This is a genomic window from Parabacteroides sp. AF39-10AC (assembly GCF_003635405.1).
Taxonomy (GTDB): domain Bacteria; phylum Bacteroidota; class Bacteroidia; order Bacteroidales; family Tannerellaceae; genus Parabacteroides; species Parabacteroides distasonis.
Window position 1 is genome coordinate 142,268 of the sequence record NZ_QTLP01000007.1, and the last position, 18,879, is coordinate 161,146.

Consider the following 18,879-nt stretch of genomic DNA (forward strand, 5'->3'; position numbering starts at 1 on the left):
ATCATGGCTAAGACGATTCGAGATACGATACTCGCTTATCCCGGTCTGGCTGACTGTGAAGATTTTTTGGATAACGTCGTTTTGCCGGGACGCGGTTTTGAAGGTACAGAAGATAGTAAGACGATCGATATCCAAAAACAAAAGCTGGTGGCCGCCGACCTTTATTCCATGGTCGGCGGTCTGCCGGACTTCACGGAAAACAAGCTCTCTATCACGTATCCCCGTGCATGGTATGACGCTACGGCGAAACGACTATACCGGGAGGGAGGAGAACCGGAGAAAGCGGAATTGATAGGCAATAAGATCGAGGTACCCAAAGGAAGGGCGAGAAACAGATGGTAAAGCGATATTCACATACTGCGATAGTGACGATTCAATCCTGTCAATTGGTCAAAGGGGAATGGGTTGCCGGTAAACCGACGGAAATAGAGGTCACTGGGCAATACTACCCGTCCAATAGTGGACAGCAGTTGAAGCGGAACGTCGATGGAAGAGAGTTCATCGTGCATGGTGAGTTTTCGACCAAAGCCCGTCCTGTGGAAAACGCGAAGCATATCCGGATTGACAGTATCGCTCTCGATGTGGATATCATTAGCTGGGAACCGTTTCAGACTCACTCTGTAATCTATGTGTAGTTTATGGCAAGGAAAGGTGGTTTGACTCCAATGTGGAGTGATAGGGAAGTAGGGCGTTGGTTCGATTACTATGTGGATCGGGCGGAAGAGCGGATATACAAGTTATTGCAACGTGCCGGGGAAGAGTTCGTGAAGATCGCTCGAAAAAAAGGGAACTATCAGAATCATACCGGTAACCTCCGTAGCTCAATCGGTTATGTGATCGTTAAGGATGGCGATATATTGACCGAGAACTATGAGCAATCCACGGAAGGAACGGATAAACAGACCGGTATCAGGGAAGCGAAACGTTTGGTTTCCGAGCTGATCCCTCTTTATAAAAGGGGCTGGGTATTGATTGGTGTAGCCGCTATGCCTTATGCCAAGTATGTGGAAGCAATCGAAAATCTGGATGTTATCTCTGTCGCCACGGAACATGCCGAGGATTGGATCAAGAAACAGAGTCGAACGTTATTTGATAAACTCGCTGAGAAAGGATATTGAACATGGCAGATCAGTTTGATATAGTGGATATCGTATATAATGCGGTTGAGCCGGCGAGTACGGGCTTTATCCTGTATAAGGATCAATCCGGCGATGGCGAGAAAAGAAATCATATCACGATCCGCTCTCTGGCCTTGAATGGGAAAGATTATGTCAACAAGGGATCGATAAATATCAATATCTTCGTCAAGAGACCCTCGAAAGGCGTATCGGATCGACAGTTGATGATAGAGACCGTACGAGGCGTGAGGTTCGTGTTGCGGGATATCAAGCCGCCGTTGGGGATGTATTGGAAATCTCGGATCGTCTGGTCTGAGCCTATGGGCGAGGCCAAGGATGGCTTCGATTGTACGAATATTAGATTAGAGGTTATAACAGAATTAGATTAGTGATATGGAAAGAAGTTTAGCGCTGGATGTGGCGTATTTAGGAGTTGCGGAACCCGGGGATGGCGTAGCCGGTACCGAGTTCACCCAATGCGTTGACGTGGATACGGTGACGTTCAATTTCTCGGACGCCAAGGAGCTTAGTTTTACGTCCATGGGACATGAGGATCCTTGGGCGGTGGTGAGTCGGAAAGGAGATCCTTCCAGTATAGAGTTCACTATCCCTTCTCCTACGAGCGACGAGATGAAAATGTTTTGCGGGGGAACCGTTTCCGGTGATAAATGGGAGGCTCCCTTGTCTACGCCCTCGATATTGAAGACGATCAGGCTACAGAGCCTGCCGTACCAAGGTAAGTTCACGGAATATGTCTTTGTCAAGTGCTCTGTGTTCGGGAAGATCAGCCAAGCCCCGGATAAGGAGAATTGCGATCTCTTATTGGTAAAGGCCACGATCATGACACCGGTATCTGCGGCTGGCAAACAAGCGTCCCCGTATAGCAGGGCGGTGAAGGCCGTATCGGAAGACACGGAATGATGTTTTTTGTTTAGGTTGTCTAGAGCCTCGGTTTTTGCCGGGGCTCTTATATTTTAGAGGAAAATCATGAGCGTAAAGCGAGCACTACAGATTGAGAGCGACGTGGTGACAAGTCGGTCAGTCGTGATTCCTTTCGAGTTCAAGCCGGAGACGATCCCGGCGGGTAAGAACGTTGGTGATAGTATCGTTATCACCCCGATCACGGTAAGGACCGGGTTTAGGATACGGCCGTTACTCTTGCGGATTGACAAGGCGGACAAGGATGCTATCGTGGCTCATAAGGATGTTACGTTTGATAGTGTACTGTCGGAGTTGATGGCGAAATATGACGAGTTGATCTTTGAGATCGTATGTTTGGGTATCCATAACAAGAAAGGGGACATGCCCGCTTGGTTCCGGGAGGTACTGAAAGACAATTGTACATGGGAAGACCTGTATATCCTTTTGAACGCTATCCTCTTTCGTCTGGGTTGTAACCCTTTTTCTCGTACTATCATAGCTTTGGAAGCTGTGAGCCCGTTAAGCGAAGAGGAGATAATAGCCCTTCAAGAAAACAACGAGACTTGGGTAGGTCGGAGCCGGTGACGCAAAGTAGCTTCATGTTCCTTGTGCTATGTAACGAGGCGTTCGGGTATACGCATGAGCGGACATTGGACAGCGATCTGGCGCTTGTCATGTCCATGCTACGGGAACATGGTTACTTGGTGAACGACCGGAACAAATCACTGCTCGTGGACGATGATGAATCCGGGGATAATCATGGCGAGTGGGTCGAGGTAATCGATTTCGATACGGGAAAAAAGAAAAGGGTTCGAAGAATGAGCCCGGTATGATATATATTACTTTGCGTAGAGAACGTTTGTCATAGTGATTTTGGTTGTAAAAAAACCGACGAACCGTGAGGCTGGTCGGTTTTTGTTCTCTGTAAATGTGTCAAGATCTTCAGAGTGTCTGCTCGATAACCAGAGCGGTGTCTTCTAGCGAAAAGTAATTGGGTAACGCTCCGGATGGATTATGCTGTCAATCTCAAGATCCACATCAATTGCGTCCCAACACAACGAATCCTCGTCCGGTATGGTCACGTCCAATACATCCGATACTTTTGCATTTCTGAACCAAGGGTATCTGTCATACGATAGATAATATTCCTTCCCTCCTACGAAAAGGAGGATACCGTGTGCATTAATCATTGTTACTCCCGCAGGGGGTGTTCCATTCATTTTTTTATTATATCGAGGCCGGACAAGCTGCATGAGAATATTCGTTGATATCTATAAGATGGATATTCAAAACATCTTCAATATCAAAAAGAGTGCTGGTTGTAAAGTTGTGGTCACCTCTTAACCATTTGGATATCTCAGAGGGACGTTTACTCATTTTTTCGGCAAATTCCTTTTGGGATAGACCTTTCCTTTTGATACCTTCTGCTATTTTTACGGCAAGCATCATACGTCTTTCCATGTTCTTGGCTCTTTTCGTGTCTATATTGCCAAGTACTGTATCCAAAATAGATGTATTGTTCATATTTATTCCTCCTTCAATTTTAAATTACCTAAGAAAAAACCGTTATCATCGAGATGTATATCCTTGTTTTTGATGGCTTCTGATATGATTCTGGATATTCGAACCACTGTTTCAGCTTCTTTTTTTAAGGAAGAACTTTCTTGATAAGCTCTAATGTTTTTGGGTTTGTATCCTCCACCTCCAACAACGATAGCAACGTTAGCAAATCGAATACAATAGATTCTTAATTTTTTATCAGGACTATCAAATAGGGCGCAGACACCATCACCGGGTTTCCCTTCGTTTAGCTTGAAAAAATGTTCGGCTGCCCCAGTTTTTGTAGCCATAATTTTCAATTTAGATACGATATCTTCTATTTCGGTTGGGTATTCAGAATAGTTGTTCTGAAGAAATTGTTCAAAAACGCTCTGATCCTCTTGATTGAGAATGACAGAATATATTTGAGTCTTCTTTCCTGACAGTTGCTTTATTTTGACAATCTCAAGTTCCACGATGAATTTTTTTCTTTTTACAAAAGAACGAAGAAAAAGCGACAAGGCAAAAGAAAATGTCGAAAAAGATAACTTATAAGTGAATTTTTAACGGTTGACAGTCTCACATGAAAGGCTATCCTATATTTTACCATAAACGCATTATGGGAATCAGAAATAGAGAGGGCAGTCTGTACATGGCTACCGGGATCGACAACTCCGGCTTGTACGAAGGAAAACGCGAGGCTATGGGAATTATCAAGACTCTGGCAAGCGATATCACCTCTTTTGATATATTTGGCGGTATCGGTATCAGTGCGGCGACGGCGTTTGCGCAAGCGGCCAAGAGCTCGTATGAGTTTGAGAAGGAATTTCGCAAGAACATGCTGGAAGTGGCGACCATTTCCACTCAAGTAACGGATGATATGACCGGTTTCATGAATCAGGTCATGTCCATAACCCAAGAGATACCGATCAAGGCTCCGGAGGCCGCCAAGGCGTTATATAGCATTGTTTCCGCCGGACATGACGGGGCGGATGGCATGAAGATCCTAGAAGTTTCGGCTAAAGCTGCCGTGGGAGGGCTTACGGAAACCGAGACGGCAGCTGATGCTATTACAACGATCCTGAATGCTTATAAGATGTCTGCGGAGGAAGCCGGTACGGTCTCGGACCAGCTTTTTACAACCGTCCGGTTGGGTAAGACTACATTTGGCGAATTGGGAGCCTCCATAGCCCAAGTTGCTCCTATTGCGGCTGCGTATGGGATTAGTATCGACCAAGTGTTGGGTGCTGTCGCTTCATTGACCAAGCAAGGAACGCCGACGGCGCAGGCTATGACACAGATCCGTGCCGCTATCCAAGGAACCGCCGGAGAACTTGGAGACGCCGCTTTCCAAGGTCGTACTTTCCAAGAGGCATTACAATTGATTTATGAGAAGGCTGGTGGTTCCGCTTCCAAGATGAAGGAAATGCTTGGCACGGATGAAGGCCTGGCCGCTACACTGGCTTTGACTGGAAAGAATGCAAAGGCGGCAGCAAATGATTTGGGAGAGTTGCAGGGCTCCTTGGGTGCGACAGAGGCTGCGTTTGAGAAGATGGCTGACGCCGCCGATAATCAGCTCACGTTGTTGGCGAATAATGTACAGGCTTATTTGCGCCCAATGGGAGAGAGGATATTGAAAGAGGTGTCAGATATCGCCAAGGCGTTTAATGAGGCTTTTGAGAACAATGATATCGAGGGGACGATATCGAGGGTTGAGGCATTGGTGAAAAATGCGGCGGGAGCGTTTCTTTCTTATAAAACAGCTATTTTGTTGGTTCAAGTGGCGCAACGATCTTATATCAAGACATCAGCTTTGAGCAGACTGGCGACGATTCAGCATACGACCGCAACTGCGCTGCTTACAGGTGCTTTGAAAAAACAGGCTGTCGCAATGTTGGCCGCCGGAAAAGCTGCCCTTGCAAATCCGTATGTCTTGGCCGTGGCGGGTGTTACGGCCCTTGGGTATGCGATCTTCAAGCTCGCGACACAGGCGACGGCATCAGAGAAGGCGTTGGATTCCCATAACAAGAGGGTCGCAGAGATGAAGGACTGGATAGAAGGCATGAGATCTCAAACGGATGAACTATTGAATGCTTTGCGCGACGATAACAAGTCCATGTTACAGAAAGTGGAGGCATACGAGAAATTACAAGCCCTCTATCCGGATGAACTGAAAAATCTATCCTTGCAAAAGTTCATGTTGATGGATATGACGGAGGCTAATAAGATGCTTTCTAAATCGATAGATGAGCGAACCATGGCCCAACAGCGCGCTACCGTAAACTCCATAGAGGATGAAATTGCAAAAAATAACCATCGAATCTCCCAGCTAGACAAGAAAAGTTGGATTGATACCAGCTTTTCGGAGGCATTTGAGTTACGTCGTTTACGAAAACGGAACGAGCAGTTGAAGATTGAGCATGATAAAGCGGTTGAGATAGTCGTACAAGGATTGAAGGCTCGTACGAAGGCGGAGGCGTTAGCTAGTAGCCAACAAGAGGAGGAAAAGGCGAAAATAGCTACACCTATTGATAAAAAGGAACTAGAAAAGCGAAAAAAGCTTCAAGACGAACTCCTATCCCTCCGCCGGCAGAACCAGCAATCCGAGATCGATCTGATGAAAGAAGGCTCCGCAAAGAAGATCGCCCAGATAAACCTAGACTATGACAATGAGATCGCCGCCATACTTACCAAGGAAAAAGAGTGGAAAGACGCTCAAGGCGGCAAACTGACTAAGGAACAGACCGTGGAGATTCGTACAGCCTTGGTGAACTCATACGTCAAACGGGAGCGATCGACCTCTAATGTGAATAAGGAACAACTGGAGGAAGAGAAACGTGCCATGAACGAGTATCTGAAAGAATACGGTTCTTATCTTGATAAGAGAGATGCTATCACGGCTCTTTATAACGAGAAGATAGCCAAGGCTACGACGGAAGGCGAGCGTAAGTCCCTTTCCGAGGCCATGAAAAGGGAACTGTCTGATCTCGACATAGAGGCGAGCAAGACGACTTCCGCTATCAGTCGGTTGTTCGGTGACATGAAAGACAAGACCCTCTCCGAGTTGGAGGCCATCAACCGGAAGGGGCGTGAAGCCTTGGAGTTCTTGAAAAGCGGTGTCTGGGATGAGAGCAAGGGCAAGGATTTCGGTATCACGAAAGAGACGTTTGAACTGTGGAGTAAATCACCCGATAAACTAAAAGATATCTCGGACGCGCTCAAGGAGAACAAGGAAGCTGCGGACAAGTTGCGCCCGGCATACGAGAAGGTCGCCAAAGATCTGAAAGGCGTATTTGAGGCTGGTAACGATACGAAAAAGCTGCGACAGGCAATTGACGATATAGAGGAAGGGCTTGGCGAAATCATGCGGTCCGGGCAATTCCTCTCTGATACTTTCTCGAAACTCGGGGATTCGTTCGGTGGTGCGTTCGGTGAGATAGCCGAAGGCTTGAATGTGGCCATGGACGCGGTCAATTCCGCCATGGACGGGGCGAAAGCCGGTGCGATGTTCGGGCCGATCGGTGCGTCTGCCGGTGCCGCTATCGGGGTGGTCACATCCCTTGCCTCCTCTATCGCCAAGATCCATGACAAGAAGAACGAGAGTCGTATCCAGCGTTTGCAGGATCAGATCGACACGTTGGACAAGTCGTACGATAAGCTGGGCAGGTCCATCGAGAAAGCCTATTCCAAGGATGCCTCCAAGCTTATCGACCAGCAGAATAAGCTATTGGAACAGCAAAAAGTGCTTATCCAAAACCAGATCAAGGAGGAGGAGGACAAGAAGAAAACCGACAATGACCGCATCAAGGAGTGGCGGGACCAGATAGACGAGATCAATAACACCATAGCGGATAATAAGGAGGCCGGCAAGGACGCCATTTTCGGTAGTGACATAAAATCGGCGATCGACGATTTCGCCAACGCTTACGCCGACGCGTGGGCCGCCGGGGAGGACAAGGCGCGATCGGCCAAGGATCTCGTGAGGAAGATGATAAGGAACATGGTCACGGAGTCGATCAAGGCCACCGCATCCGATCCCATGAAAGAGATCCGGGAGAAGCTGCTCGAGTTCTGGTCCGACGATTATATCAGCGACTGGGAACAGGATTATCTGGATCGGAAGGCGCAGGAGCTGGCCGACGACCTCGACCGTAAGTTTGGTTGGGCCGACAAATATTTCAATACCGGTAACGCGGTAGAGGAGGACGACGGGCGTACGGCCTCGTCCAAAGGTGTTGGTTCCATCTCCCAGGACTCCGCGGATGTTATAGACGGTAAGATGTCGACCCAACTTATATTTTTAGATAGGACGTTGGTGCAAGTGACGGGTATAGCCGACCAGATGCGCTTCATCTACGACCTCCAGACAAGGGGCTGGAAGAACGTGGAGGCGATCAAGGACCTGTCCGGGAAGGTGTCGGAGAACACGGCCAAGGTAGCGGAGATCTCCGGACGTATAGAGGCCCTATCCGAGAAGATAGAGGCCAATACCAAGTCGGCGGCCTCCGGTATAAAGACTATTAACGACAAGGGGATATTAATGAGATCAAGATAATGATGGAGACGGTTAACGACATAATCAAATCGGCCCTCTCGCTCGGGGCATGCAGTGGTTCTAACGGGGTGACGGACTGGAGAAGCCTCGTGTGGCTGTTCTTCAGCCCGCAGGGGCGTGAGTTTTGCGCGGAGAATGATTTCCCGTCGTTAGACATGTTCCGTGGCATGGCCGGTCACGTGATGCCCTACGGGGTGTACGTTGACTCCGGCCACGTGTACGTAACCAATCCCGGCAATATCGCCGTGATAGGTGATACGGATGCGGTGATAACGATAGACGATAACGAGCGTGTTCACAAGGTGATCCTCATGCACGGCGGCAAGGCTAGGGTCGTGGCGAGCGACTACGCCGTGATCCTGCTGGTGAATATCGGGGGAGAGGTTGAGATAAACAAGGATAATACCGTGGTGATCTTATGAGGGGTGAGTTATACATAGACAACCGAGACGCCTACACCGATTTCGGCGTATGGATCACGGAGGGAGGTTACGACGGCCTTCTCCCGTTCCCCGAGCTGGTGGAACCGGATAGGAACGACTGGCCGGACGAGGACGGCATAGAGCCGGACTTGGAAAAGCCCACCTTGAAACCACGGGAGCTCAACATCACGTTCGTCCGCAGCGTGGACGGAAGATCCGCCGGCGCTCTCGTCGAGCACCTATCGAAGTCCGGGTATCACCTCTTCCGTATCCCCTCGCTGGGCAGGGAGTGGAGCTTGCGACTCATCCAGAGCCCGGCATATGAGGATTGGGACACGTTGGAGGCCTTCACGTTACGGTTCGCCGAGGATCAGCCCGTAAGACCCTCGTTCATGGCGATCCCGGAGGGTAGAGCGTATGTTCCTCCATCCGAGTACGAGCTGGACGGCGTACCCTTGGATCGATACGGCGTGATGGTGACGGAGGGCCGGGACGAGATCATGAGATCTCCGACCGTGAAGACTAACCTGTCCCGTACGGTACTGGACGTTGACGGTAGGATCTACGATGCCGGCAAGGTGGTGTATAATAGCAAGGAGGTCACTCTTAAATGCTGTCTCATCGCCGGCTCAATGACGACATTCTGGAGTTGTTACGACGCCCTGTTGGATGCCTTGATCCAGCCGGGCGAGCGTTCGCTGTACGTGGATTACAACGTGGAGGAATACCCCTGCTACTACAAGAGGACGTCCGGCTGGAAGCTTGAGAGCCTCCGGGGTCGTATGGTGGTGACATTCAACCTCACGCTGGAGTTCACGGTGTTCCGGATGGATGGTATCGATTACCTGCTGGCTACCGAGGCCGGGGAACTGGTGGTCACGGAGGATGGGGAGTATTACATAGACTTGAACATATATGCCGATTAAGAAAAAGAAAATATCAGAACTCACGCTGGCTGACAGCCTTACCGGTCTGTACACGATCGGTTGCAAGATCATAGACGGCATACAAACCAGCGTGAAGGTGAGCCTCGGAACCATCCAGACGGCTTACGAGAACATGCTCACGGAGATCTCCAACGCCCGTGCCGCCACTAAGGCGGCCAATACGGCGGCCTCCAATGCCAACACCGCCAAGCTGAACGCCGAGGCGGCCACGTCAAAGGCCAATACGGCTACGGCGAACGCCATCACCGCGACAGGGAATGCCAATACCGCAACCGGTAAGGCTAATACCGCAGCTGATTTAGCCAATAAAGCCGCGGCTAACGCTAATGCCGCTCACGATGGGTTAGAGAAGATCAAGGAAGATACCGAAATCGCAACTAAAAACGCAAATGACGCGGCGAAATTGGCGAATGAGAAAGCTTCTTACGCCAACACGCAGGGTAACTTCGCCAAGACACAGGGTGACCGCGCGCAAGAGCTGGCCGACCACCCGTGGAAGGTTGGCGATAACGGCAACTGGTGGAAATGGGATCTGGATGGGGACAGGTATGTCGATACGGGCATCCTCGCTAAGGGAGGTGTCTTGTACCCGACCTTCACGATCAACCCCGCCGACATGACGCTGGTGATGTCCTACGAGGACGAGGTGTCACCAAACCTTGTCAAGCTCAACCAAGAGACCGGTGAGCTGTATTTGAACGTATGACCAAAAAAAGGAAGGAGGAATTATAATGAGTCAGATAGTATTGGGGAAGGTGGCGTTCGTCGATAAGGGCGTTTATGCCACGGCGAGTACGTACAACACCTTCGATTTCGTCGTCACGGATGATAGCTGCTACCTCTGTGTCAAGGACGGAAACAAGAACCACCCCTTGACCGATACGGCTTGGTGGAAATGTATCGCCCGTGGTACGCAGGCAACGGAAGCGGCCAAGACCGCCCTTGCGGAGGCGAATAAGGCTATCGAGGCCACGAGGAACGCTATCTCTGCTGCGGGTTTGGCTAACGCTAAAGCGTTGGAGGCTGGGAAACAGGCTGATTTGGCCGGTCGAGCATCTGATGAGGCTTTGGCTGCCGCTGTCGAGGCTGAGGCGATGATTTCCGAGGGCAATGCGCAGATCGCTTCCATGAAAGCGGCCGAGCAATCGTTGATGAGTCAAGCGCTTCTTGCCCCTACCCGTATGGAGCTGAAATATGTCAAGAGGATAACGTTAGGGAATGCCGTCGCCCAGAAGATAGCCGTGAGTCTTTTTCCAGCTTATGTATTACCTAATGTGATATTTCAACAGGCGTTTTATTCCGGTGATGCGTTGTACGTGGACCCACGTGGAAACTTGACTGTCCGTAAGACCGGCACGGCCACGATCCACGTTATCCCGTCGCATAACACCTCGTTGTCCCAAACGATAGTCATTGAGGTTACTGCCCCGGTCATTCGTAAGGCCGGTAGCGTGATGAGATTTTTATCCGGTAGCCGGATACGAAAGGTATAATTGTCTAACATTTTAATATACAGAATCATGTCATTAACAACAGCAGAGGAGGAGAAGGTACGCGCTATCATCACGGCCTTCGATAACGGCAAGACGATCGACCAGCTGCCCTTGGCCGACACGAGCCAGCCCTCCAAGTATTTGATCGAGGGAGTGTCCAAGGAAACGGGCGAGTCGGTTAAGATCCCTTTCGCCGACGCGGTATCGATCGTGAACAAGCACGTCGCTATCCGTCGCTGGAAACGTGGTCAGGGCACGCCAGTCGGCGAGGCTTACGGTAATATCGATTTCCTGCGGGATCTTCCCTCCGTGATCGGTCTGGGCTGCTACCTCGTGTCCGTTGACCGTAGCCGGCGTAAGCTTGACCCGACGAACCACCGTCGTTTCGCCGACGGCAGTCCCGCCGCCTTGGACGGCACGATGGGCGATTACCTGTGGTGCTGGAACGCCCACTACTACTCTTGGTGGGTTGACTCCACCTATTATTACGAGGCTGTCAGCCCGACCCCGATCGAGGGTCATTTGAACTATTACATCCCGGCCGGGGGTACGTCGGCCTTGGGAGCCGGCGTCATGGACCGTACGAGCGGCACGTTGGTCTCCGTCGTCAGTGACGATCCCCGTTATCGTGGCGGGAACAACGACGCGACGAGGGACGGGAAGCACAACACGCAGCTAGGCATGGTTGCCACGAACATGAACGCCGCGGCTTTCGGCACGGCCGCCCGCAAGAAGGGTGAGGGCTGGGAATCCGGCTGGTTCGTCGCGAACAGCGTCGTCGGTTATCTCTACCGCCTTATCATGGGTACCCGTGATTGCCAGTCCGCGTTGAACCCGGTAAAGGACTCCAATGGCCTATATCAGGGCGGTACCGGTAAGGGAGTTACGGAATGGTCTTGGGATCCTTGGTCGAGCCATAACGGTGGTTATCCGATTATTCCGACGAGCGTAGGGATCGAGTTGGGGGACTCGGTCGGCGTGAGCGACTACGCCGTGAAGGGCTCGGACGGTGGTACCGTCCACCAAGCGCACGTCCCTTGCTTCCTAGGCTTGAAGAACTTCTACGGGCATATCGGTCTGATCGAGCGTGGCGCTTTGATAAACAAGCTGTCCGACAGTAGCGGAGATTATTATGTCGCCCCGTCCCTTTACTCGGCTTTCAACATCAACTCGATCGAGGGTCTGATAAAGGCCGCGAAGGTTCCTAAGAACGATCCCAGTGGCTGGAAATATATCACTGAGCTCAGTATGCAGAATCTATGCTCCGCCCCGACTGTCGCCTCCGGCAGCTCCAGCACCTATTATTGCGACGGTTGGTATAACGACAACGCCAGTTCCGGCCTTCGCTGTCCGTTCCGTCGTGGTCCTGCGAGCGGCGGTGCTATTGCCGGCTTAGCGTACCTCTATGGTAGCATTGCGGTCTCGTACGCTTACGTGGACTGGTCGTCGCCCCTCTGCTATTTTGCAGAGGACGTAAGCCCCGTGCCCGTGCAGTACTAGCGTTCATTGTGTTCGGGTGTCCATCGTGTCCATCAGGGTGCGAAGCGCCCGAGCACCCAAGGCACGTAAGTGCCGCATCTTAGTTCTTTGACATGTTGTTTCCGTTCCTGTTTTATTTTTCCCGCCGTAAGGCGGTCGCACTTGAAAAATTAAATATTACCTTTGTTCCGCCTATTGATTGGGCGGGTTGTCTTCTCTGACGTCCAGTTCCGGCCTTCGCTGTCCGTTCCGTCGTGGTCCTGCGAGCAACGGTGCTAATGCCGGCTTAGCGTACCTCAATGGTAACAATGCGGTCTCGAACGCTAACGTGAACTGGTCGTCGCCCCTAGGATACGCCGCTGATTTATTCAGTAAGAAGAAGTGGAGGAGAGACCCTGTCACTGGACAAAAAATCAAGGCTAAGGGTATAGTCCCGGTAGGTTGATAAACCGACGGCTCATGACCTGATGGCGATTGCAGACACTGGACACTAAAAGACACTTGGGACACCATGAGGAGAAAAGGTGACTTTTCCGGGGATATAGCCCGGAAAGAAAACTATTACAAGGCTTTTGATCATGCCAGCAAGAACAAGCATGGCAAAAAGGCCATAATAAAGTTCGAGGCGGACTTGGAAAAGAACCTTTCCTATCTCCTATACTCTTTTGAAAACGGGACGTTCGTAACCTCCCCGTATCGTTTCATGACCGTCCATGAGCCGAAAAAACGTCTTATCGGGATGCTCCCTTTCCCGGATCATGTCCAGCACTGGGCGATGCTCAATGAGGTGGAGGATTATTTTACGAGATCCTTCTCCGCGTATACCTACGGAGGGGTGAGAGGACGCGGTCCCCACGCCTACATGAGGATGATCCGGAAGGTCTTAAGAAAATATCCGGAACGTACCACCGACTATCTCCTGTGCGATATCCACCACTTCTATCCGACCGTCAATCACCCGGTACTGAAAAGCCAGCTCAGGACACGTATCAAGGATAATCATTTATTGCGAAGGCTTGATGAGATCATCGATAGCGTCGAGGGGGATACCGGTATGTTCCCCGGCACGAAGCTGGCGCAGTTCTTCTCGCTTGTCTATCTTTATCTTTTCGATCACGATTTGAAGCGGTGCTTCCATGTCGGGGAATGCCCGGCTTTGGTTGAGTACTACACGAAAAGATATATCGAGGAAAGTATCGCGACGGCCAAAACAGAACATGATTATGAGGAGTTATCCAAAGGGATCCAATATCTCTCGGACAGGTTCAAGGGATATCTGAACCGTCTGGATTTCTGCTACCGTCTCGCCGATGATGTCCTGATACTGCATGAGGACACCGTATTCTTGCACCTTGTCATCGAGTGGATCGGTCTTTATTACGCTAACGAGCTTAGGATCGGTCTTAACCCGAGATGGAAGATCGGGCACGTGACGGACGGTGTCGATACGGGGGGATACGTGCATTTCCCGGATCACGTCCGTGTCCGGAAACGTAACAAGGTGGCTCTCTGCCGCCAGATAGCGAGATTGAGAAAGAAGGGTTTGCCGGACGAGGAGATAAGGAGGAGGGCCTCTTCCCGTATAGGCTTCATTCAACACGCTGATACGAGTAATCTATTAAATAAATTAGGAATGGAAACACCAAGGAAAAGACTGGGACAGGTGATAAGGAATAAAAAAAGTCCGTGGGAGGATCTCCCGGCCGACCGGAAAATGAGATTCGAGGATATACTTTATGATACCCGGATACCGGAGGACCGGAGAGGCCCCGAGGAGGACAGGCTGATTGAGTTGATCGATTATAAGATTGAGGATAGCAAGATCGAGAGAAACGAGGACGGCACGCCAAAGAAGTGCCTCGCCATACGTTTCCGATGGAAAGGCGAGGAGCGTTACGCTTTCACCGGTTCCGCCGTCTTGATTGATCAGGCGCTCACGGACTTCTCTCACGAGGACTTGCCGGTGGATACCGTGATAAAGGTGCTCACCAACAAGTTCGGTAAGAAATTTTTCAGGTTCACTTGACCCGTGGGGATCGCTCTTGGCCGATCCTTCCGGGTCGGCTAAAAAACATTTAAATATATGGAGACAAGAGCGATTTACACGGAGAGAAAGACATTCGTAAAATACGATGACAACCATTACCTGCTATACCTGAACGAGGAGGTCTTGGAGAACCACGTTCCGGAGGGCCACGGGGGCGAACCGGAACCGGAGCCTTGCACGGCTTACGCCTATACCGGCACGTGCGAGGATGGCGGCACGCTGGTCGAGGCGACTTCCGCGAGTTATGACAGTCTCGTGTCCGGATTGGTCCGGAGAGAGTATTCCGCCGATCGGGTAGAGGCGATAACGCTGAATAAATTGAGCTCGGATAATGAGAGAAAGGCCGAGTTTGAGGCCGAGTTCGCCTGTCTGGAGCGTTACCGTAACGACTGCAAGGCGAGGGTACGTGCCTTGCTGGGTATGCCCGAAAGCGTCTCGAACACCCTTTAAATACCGTTCGAGATGCGTATCTATGATAAGACAGGCGAGGTATTGCTTGACATCCCGGTGGACGATGACAGCTATCGTTACCGGGCGATAGCGCAAGCGAAGAAGGTGGAGCTGCGTTACTCCCTAGTGGATCACGTGGAGCTGCCCACCGGGGCGTATATCGAGTACCAGGGGGAAAGGTACACGCTGTGGTACCCTTCGGATTTCAAGAAGGAGGGCACGAGGGTCCTCGACTATACCGTCACCTTCGGCGGCAACGAGGAGATCCTGAAAAAATATAAGTACAAGCTGTTGTCCGACAAGCCGTACAAGCTCAAGTTCGTCATGACGGCCACGCCGGGGATGTTCATGGAGCTGCTGGTGGACAACTTGAATCTTTATGATTCCGGCTGGACGGTCGGTACGGTGATCGAGGCCCCGGAGAAACTGTTGTCGTTCAACCATGAGAAATGCTGGGCTGTATTGGGGCGTTTGGCCGAGGAGTTCGACACGGAGTTCGAGATCGTCGGAAAGACAGTTCACTTGCGCAAGGTGGAGTACTTCAAGGATGCCCCGGTCGCTCTCAGCTATGGCAAGGGAAACGGTTTCCTTCCGGGTGTAGGTCGTGCGAACCAAGGCGACAACCTCCCCGTGGAGATATTGTACGTGCAAGGCGGTGAGCGGAATATCGATTACTCGGCCTATGGCAGCCAGACCTTGCTGCTCCCCAAGTCGCAGGAGCTTTCCTATCAAGGCAGACGCTACAAGACCGACAAGGACGGGATGTATGTCACTCGTGCGGACAGGCCCCTTTCCTCTTATAATGAGGACAGCTACGATGCCAGCGATATATATCCATCCAGGGTTGGCACGGTGAGCGAGACCGACACGGAGCCGGGCGAGGACACGGACGGGAACGATGTCACGTTCTACAACTTCTATGACTCATCGGTTCCCGCCAACCTCAATTTCGAGGATTGCCTAATCGCCGGTCAGACCATGACGGTTATTTTCCAGACAGGCCGTCTGGCGGGCCGTGAGTTCGACGTAAAGTACATACATGACGGTCGTAAGTTCGAGATCGTACCGGCTGAGCAGGACGGCATGGATCTTCCCAACTCGTCCCTGTATCCGGAGGTGGGAGACAAGTACGCCGTCTTTAACATATCCCTTCCCACAGCCTACGTATGCGACAACGCCGCCAAGACCGGGGCGAGCTGGGACATGTTCCGGGAGGCGGTACGCTACCTGTACGAGCGTGAGGAGCGGCAATTCACATTCAGCGGAGAGCTGGACGGCATATGGGCCAAGAAGAATTGGTTGGCGATCGGCGCCAAGCTGGCACCCGGCGGTTATGTCGATTTCAGCGATCCCCAGTTCCAGCCGGACGGTATCCTGATCCGGGTCACCGGGGTGAGGGATCACATTAATAGGCCCCACAGTCCGGAGCTTGAGCTATCCAACACGCCGGTAGGCGGTTTCCTGTCCGATGAGCTGGGCAAGCTGGAGAGCGAGGAGGTGACGAACGAGACACGGCACAAGCAGGCCGTATCGTTCACCCTTCGCCGTTGGCGTGACGCGGTGGAGATGCAGGGGATGCTGGAGAGAGCGTTCAAGGATTACGGCAAGGGGCAGGCGATGTCGTGGCTTCGCACCATGTCGGTATTGGTGGGACATGAGTCGTTGCAGTTCCGTTTCGTCAACCGTATTCCCACGGAGGACGGACAGGCGGTCACCGAGGTGGATCACGCCTTCACGTATGACCAGCGGAAACGTACGCTTGCCACCCCCTCCGGGATCTTGCAGCACATGACGTTGGGGATAGACTCGCTCGCCCCCTCCCACAAGGTGACGGAGTACAGGTATTGGAACGTGGCGGCTTATACGTCTCCCTATCTAGGTGATGACACGGAGGCCATGTACCTGTACGCCCGCTGCGCCAAGTCGGGATCGTCCGGCTCTTTCCTTCTCAGCAAGGAGCCGAGGGACTTGGATGACGGCTCGTATTACAATCTCCTTTGCGGGGCCTTGAGTACAGAGGTGGACGGCCAGCGCAGTTTCTCCACGCTTTACGGCTTCAGCGAGATCGGCCCGGGCTGGATGCGGCTGAACAAGATCATCAACACGGACGGCACGCAATACTGGGACATGCTCTCCAAGGCGTTCCGGATCGGCGATGACAACGCTTTCCTCTCATATGACCAGCGAGACGGTCTCGTGTTGAAAGGCAGTATCTACCAATCGCCCTCCGGCGAGATCGACTATCCGGAGGTGGATCGGGGCGCTTACTCCGATAAGTCCGTCTATTACCCCGGCGACAAGGTATCTTACGATGGTAACGTGTATAAGTGTATATCCCAGACCACGCCCGGTACCGATCCCACGAACACGAGGTTCTGGAAGCCATTGGTATCGAAAGGCTCGAACAGCTTCAAGAGCACGGTGTTCATCCGCACGAACGCGACGCCCGATACCCCTGTTGGCGGCTCGTACGCCTCCCCGTTGCCGACCACGGAGGGATGGAGCGACGGGATACCGTCCGGCGAGGCGATACTGTGGGCCTCCACCCGGATCTTCTCGTCGGACGGGAAGGAACCCCAGCAAACGGCATGGATGTCCCCGAGGCAGATGACGGATACGGCCGATTTCGACGTGGAGTTCTCATCCGTAGCGAGCCCGTCAGCCCCGAACGGTCATCCTAATACGAACAAGCAATGGAGCGACACCCAGTCCACGGACACGGTCTGGATGGCCACCAGCACCAAGAGAAACGGAGTATGGAGCGCGTGGAGCGTATCCAAGATCAAGGGAGAGGAAGGCAAACCGGGAAAGGACGGGATAGACGGCACGGATGGCGAGGACGGGAAAGACGGCGATCCCGGTCCCCGTGGCGATCGTGGCCCCCGCTGCACCTACCGTGGCGATTACGACTCAAGCGCTACCTATAACGCCAGCTCCAAGATTACCGATATCGTATCGATCAAGAATAGCGATGGCACCCGCACGTATTATGTGGCGAAGGTGGATGATAACGAGCCTACCTTCAAGGGGAAACATCCGACCAATACCGCCTATTGGGACACCTTCGGGGCGAACTTCTCCAGCGTGGCGACCGATTTGCTGATGGCACGGAAGATAGCTGCCTCGGAGATTGACGTGGAGGAGATCTTCGCGAACTTGGCAAGGATCGGAAACTTCACCATCACGAACGGGTCACTGGCCGTGGATACGTCCGTCTCGGATCGTACACAAATCACCTTTCCGCAAATGTTGACTATCGGGAAGACCACGCAGTTCGCCGGGAAGTTCGGAAACCGTAGCTCGTGGGGCGGTGTGTTCTTCGAGGGATTCGGTCCCTATTTTTACGACATGGGGGTAGAGAAAGTGTTGTACAGGGAGGGCACGGGGGTCGTGTTTAACGCCCCGGGCGGGAGATACCCGTTCTTGGGGGTACGGATCGATAACGGCAACGGTATCTATGGCTGGAACAGTCCCGGGAATATAGCCAACCTGTATATCAACAAGGACGCCGCGAGCACGGCCCATGTGTATATCACCAATTACCAAGGCTTGACCTCGTCCGATATCCGCCTGAAGAGCGTCTTCTTCGATATCCCGGACGTGCTGGATAAGCTGGAGGGTATCTCCGCGTTCTACTACACGATGAAGGAGGACGAGGACAAGCTCCTTCGCATCGGCGTGTCGGCGCAAGCCGTCCGAGAGGTTCTTCCGGAGGCGGTACAACTCATAACACCGGATAACGGGGATTCCTATTACGGAGTCGATTATATCCAGATGCTGACCGCCTTCGGGATCAACGGGATCAAGGAGCTTTACGCCAAGGTCAAGGCACTTGAGAAGAGGGTGGAAGAGTTGGAGAATAGATAGAAAATATTATAGGCCTTATCGGGGGCGGGCAAATAAAAGCC

General features: G+C 52.0%; 20 protein-coding genes. 17 read left to right on the forward strand and 3 right to left on the reverse strand.

What is annotated here, in order from left to right; translation table 11 throughout:
• Positions 1 to 3: 3 nt before the first annotated feature.
• From DW033_RS08650 to DW033_RS08680, 7 genes are all read left to right on the forward strand, one after another.
• Positions 4 to 342: a hypothetical protein gene (locus DW033_RS08650; protein ID WP_008780361.1), complete on the forward strand. Its 339-nt coding sequence runs from the start codon at positions 4 to 6 to the stop codon at positions 340 to 342.
• Positions 336 to 635: a hypothetical protein gene (locus DW033_RS08655; protein ID WP_122382658.1), complete on the forward strand. Its 300-nt coding sequence runs from the start codon at positions 336 to 338 to the stop codon at positions 633 to 635. Before DW033_RS08650 ends, DW033_RS08655 begins: the two co-directional genes overlap by 7 nt.
• Positions 636 to 638: 3 nt before the next feature.
• Positions 639 to 1,118, forward strand: a complete 480-nt coding sequence (locus DW033_RS08660) for an HK97 gp10 family phage protein (protein ID WP_034527431.1) — start codon at positions 639 to 641, stop codon at positions 1,116 to 1,118.
• A 2-nt stretch (positions 1,119 to 1,120) separates the two neighbouring features.
• Positions 1,121 to 1,507: a hypothetical protein gene (locus DW033_RS08665; RefSeq protein WP_057316560.1), complete on the forward strand. Its 387-nt coding sequence runs from the start codon at positions 1,121 to 1,123 to the stop codon at positions 1,505 to 1,507.
• A 4-nt stretch (positions 1,508 to 1,511) separates the two neighbouring features.
• On the forward strand, positions 1,512 to 2,039 hold the full coding sequence (locus tag DW033_RS08670) for a hypothetical protein (protein ID WP_057316558.1): 528 nt from the start codon (positions 1,512 to 1,514) through the stop codon (positions 2,037 to 2,039).
• 66 nt (positions 2,040 to 2,105) lie between these two features.
• Positions 2,106 to 2,624 carry a hypothetical protein gene (locus DW033_RS08675; protein WP_057316556.1) on the forward strand — a complete coding sequence of 173 codons (519 nt, stop codon included), beginning with the start codon at positions 2,106 to 2,108 and terminating at the stop codon, positions 2,622 to 2,624.
• The gene (locus DW033_RS08680) at positions 2,603 to 2,872 is read left to right on the forward strand and encodes a hypothetical protein (RefSeq protein WP_008780367.1); all 270 of its coding nucleotides are present in this window, start codon (positions 2,603 to 2,605) and stop codon (positions 2,870 to 2,872) included. Before DW033_RS08675 ends, DW033_RS08680 begins: the two co-directional genes overlap by 22 nt.
• 144 nt (positions 2,873 to 3,016) lie before the next feature.
• Here the strand turns inward: DW033_RS08680 and DW033_RS08685 are convergent, their stop codons facing one another.
• The 3 genes from DW033_RS08685 to DW033_RS08695 are packed head-to-tail and all read right to left on the reverse strand — an operon-like array spanning position 3,017 to position 4,054.
• Positions 3,017 to 3,259 carry a DUF2442 domain-containing protein gene (locus tag DW033_RS08685; RefSeq protein WP_122382659.1) on the reverse strand — a complete coding sequence of 81 codons (243 nt, stop codon included), beginning with the start codon at positions 3,257 to 3,259 and terminating at the stop codon, positions 3,017 to 3,019.
• A gap of 7 nt (positions 3,260 to 3,266) precedes the next feature.
• The gene (locus DW033_RS08690; protein ID WP_057316554.1) at positions 3,267 to 3,563 is read right to left on the reverse strand and encodes a helix-turn-helix transcriptional regulator; all 297 of its coding nucleotides are present in this window, start codon (positions 3,561 to 3,563) and stop codon (positions 3,267 to 3,269) included.
• A 2-nt stretch (positions 3,564 to 3,565) separates the two neighbouring features.
• Positions 3,566 to 4,054, reverse strand: a complete 489-nt coding sequence (locus DW033_RS08695; protein ID WP_122382660.1) for a hypothetical protein — start codon at positions 4,052 to 4,054, stop codon at positions 3,566 to 3,568.
• A 143-nt stretch (positions 4,055 to 4,197) separates the two neighbouring features.
• Between DW033_RS08695 and DW033_RS08700 the strand changes: the two genes are divergently transcribed.
• The 10 genes from DW033_RS08700 (at position 4,198) to DW033_RS08740 (ending at position 18,838) form a co-directional block, all read left to right on the forward strand.
• A complete protein-coding gene (locus tag DW033_RS08700) occupies positions 4,198 to 8,133 on the forward strand; it encodes a phage tail tape measure protein (protein ID WP_122382681.1) in 3,936 nt (1,311 codons plus the stop codon).
• Positions 8,134 to 8,222: 89 nt separating this feature from the next.
• A complete protein-coding gene (locus DW033_RS08705) occupies positions 8,223 to 8,555 on the forward strand; it encodes a hypothetical protein (protein WP_229040513.1) in 333 nt (110 codons plus the stop codon).
• On the forward strand, positions 8,552 to 9,481 hold the full coding sequence (locus DW033_RS08710) for a hypothetical protein (protein WP_122382661.1): 930 nt from the start codon (positions 8,552 to 8,554) through the stop codon (positions 9,479 to 9,481). The genes DW033_RS08705 and DW033_RS08710 overlap by 4 nt, the downstream gene beginning before the upstream one ends.
• Positions 9,471 to 10,208 (forward strand): hypothetical protein, encoded by a 738-nt coding sequence (locus DW033_RS08715; RefSeq protein WP_122382662.1) that lies wholly within the window; start codon positions 9,471 to 9,473, stop codon positions 10,206 to 10,208. Before DW033_RS08710 ends, DW033_RS08715 begins: the two co-directional genes overlap by 11 nt.
• Before the next feature lie 25 nt (positions 10,209 to 10,233).
• Positions 10,234 to 10,995 (forward strand): hypothetical protein, encoded by a 762-nt coding sequence (locus tag DW033_RS08720; RefSeq protein ID WP_022192586.1) that lies wholly within the window; start codon positions 10,234 to 10,236, stop codon positions 10,993 to 10,995.
• Positions 10,996 to 11,022: 27 nt separating this feature from the next.
• The gene (locus DW033_RS08725; RefSeq protein WP_233554164.1) at positions 11,023 to 12,495 is read left to right on the forward strand and encodes a hypothetical protein; all 1,473 of its coding nucleotides are present in this window, start codon (positions 11,023 to 11,025) and stop codon (positions 12,493 to 12,495) included.
• A 187-nt stretch (positions 12,496 to 12,682) separates the two neighbouring features.
• Positions 12,683 to 12,919 (forward strand): hypothetical protein, encoded by a 237-nt coding sequence (locus DW033_RS24375; protein ID WP_147423674.1) that lies wholly within the window; start codon positions 12,683 to 12,685, stop codon positions 12,917 to 12,919.
• A gap of 66 nt (positions 12,920 to 12,985) precedes the next feature.
• Entirely contained in the window at positions 12,986 to 14,500 is a 1,515-nt protein-coding gene (locus DW033_RS08730) for a hypothetical protein (protein WP_122382663.1), read from the forward strand.
• Between the two features lie 57 nt (positions 14,501 to 14,557).
• Positions 14,558 to 14,971, forward strand: a complete 414-nt coding sequence (locus DW033_RS08735) for a hypothetical protein (RefSeq protein WP_122382664.1) — start codon at positions 14,558 to 14,560, stop codon at positions 14,969 to 14,971.
• Between the two features lie 12 nt (positions 14,972 to 14,983).
• The gene (locus tag DW033_RS08740) at positions 14,984 to 18,838 is read left to right on the forward strand and encodes a tail fiber domain-containing protein (protein ID WP_122382665.1); all 3,855 of its coding nucleotides are present in this window, start codon (positions 14,984 to 14,986) and stop codon (positions 18,836 to 18,838) included.
• Positions 18,839 to 18,879 lie beyond the last annotated feature (41 nt).

Excerpts from the sequence above, each read along its gene's own strand:
- DW033_RS08710 (WP_122382661.1), top strand. The coding sequence starts at position 8,552 with ATGAGGGGTGAGTTATACATAGACAACCGAGACGCCTACACCGATTTC.
- DW033_RS08660 (WP_034527431.1), top strand. The coding sequence starts at position 639 with ATGGCAAGGAAAGGTGGTTTGACTCCAATGTGGAGTGATAGGGAAGTA.
- DW033_RS08675 (WP_057316556.1), top strand. The coding sequence starts at position 2,106 with ATGAGCGTAAAGCGAGCACTACAGATTGAGAGCGACGTGGTGACAAGT.
- DW033_RS08725 (WP_233554164.1), top strand. The coding sequence starts at position 11,023 with ATGTCATTAACAACAGCAGAGGAGGAGAAGGTACGCGCTATCATCACG.
- DW033_RS08740 (WP_122382665.1), top strand. The coding sequence starts at position 14,984 with ATGCGTATCTATGATAAGACAGGCGAGGTATTGCTTGACATCCCGGTG.
- DW033_RS08685 (WP_122382659.1), bottom strand. The coding sequence starts at position 3,259 with ATGAATGGAACACCCCCTGCGGGAGTAACAATGATTAATGCACACGGT.
- DW033_RS08715 (WP_122382662.1), top strand. The coding sequence starts at position 9,471 with ATGCCGATTAAGAAAAAGAAAATATCAGAACTCACGCTGGCTGACAGC.
- DW033_RS08700 (WP_122382681.1), top strand. The coding sequence starts at position 4,198 with ATGGGAATCAGAAATAGAGAGGGCAGTCTGTACATGGCTACCGGGATC.
- DW033_RS08655 (WP_122382658.1), top strand. The coding sequence starts at position 336 with ATGGTAAAGCGATATTCACATACTGCGATAGTGACGATTCAATCCTGT.
- DW033_RS08665 (WP_057316560.1), top strand. The coding sequence starts at position 1,121 with ATGGCAGATCAGTTTGATATAGTGGATATCGTATATAATGCGGTTGAG.
- DW033_RS08720 (WP_022192586.1), top strand. The coding sequence starts at position 10,234 with ATGAGTCAGATAGTATTGGGGAAGGTGGCGTTCGTCGATAAGGGCGTT.
- DW033_RS08670 (WP_057316558.1), top strand. The coding sequence starts at position 1,512 with ATGGAAAGAAGTTTAGCGCTGGATGTGGCGTATTTAGGAGTTGCGGAA.
- DW033_RS08650 (WP_008780361.1), top strand. The coding sequence starts at position 4 with ATGGCTAAGACGATTCGAGATACGATACTCGCTTATCCCGGTCTGGCT.
- DW033_RS08730 (WP_122382663.1), top strand. The coding sequence starts at position 12,986 with ATGAGGAGAAAAGGTGACTTTTCCGGGGATATAGCCCGGAAAGAAAAC.
- DW033_RS08735 (WP_122382664.1), top strand. The coding sequence starts at position 14,558 with ATGGAGACAAGAGCGATTTACACGGAGAGAAAGACATTCGTAAAATAC.
- DW033_RS08690 (WP_057316554.1), bottom strand. The coding sequence starts at position 3,563 with ATGAACAATACATCTATTTTGGATACAGTACTTGGCAATATAGACACG.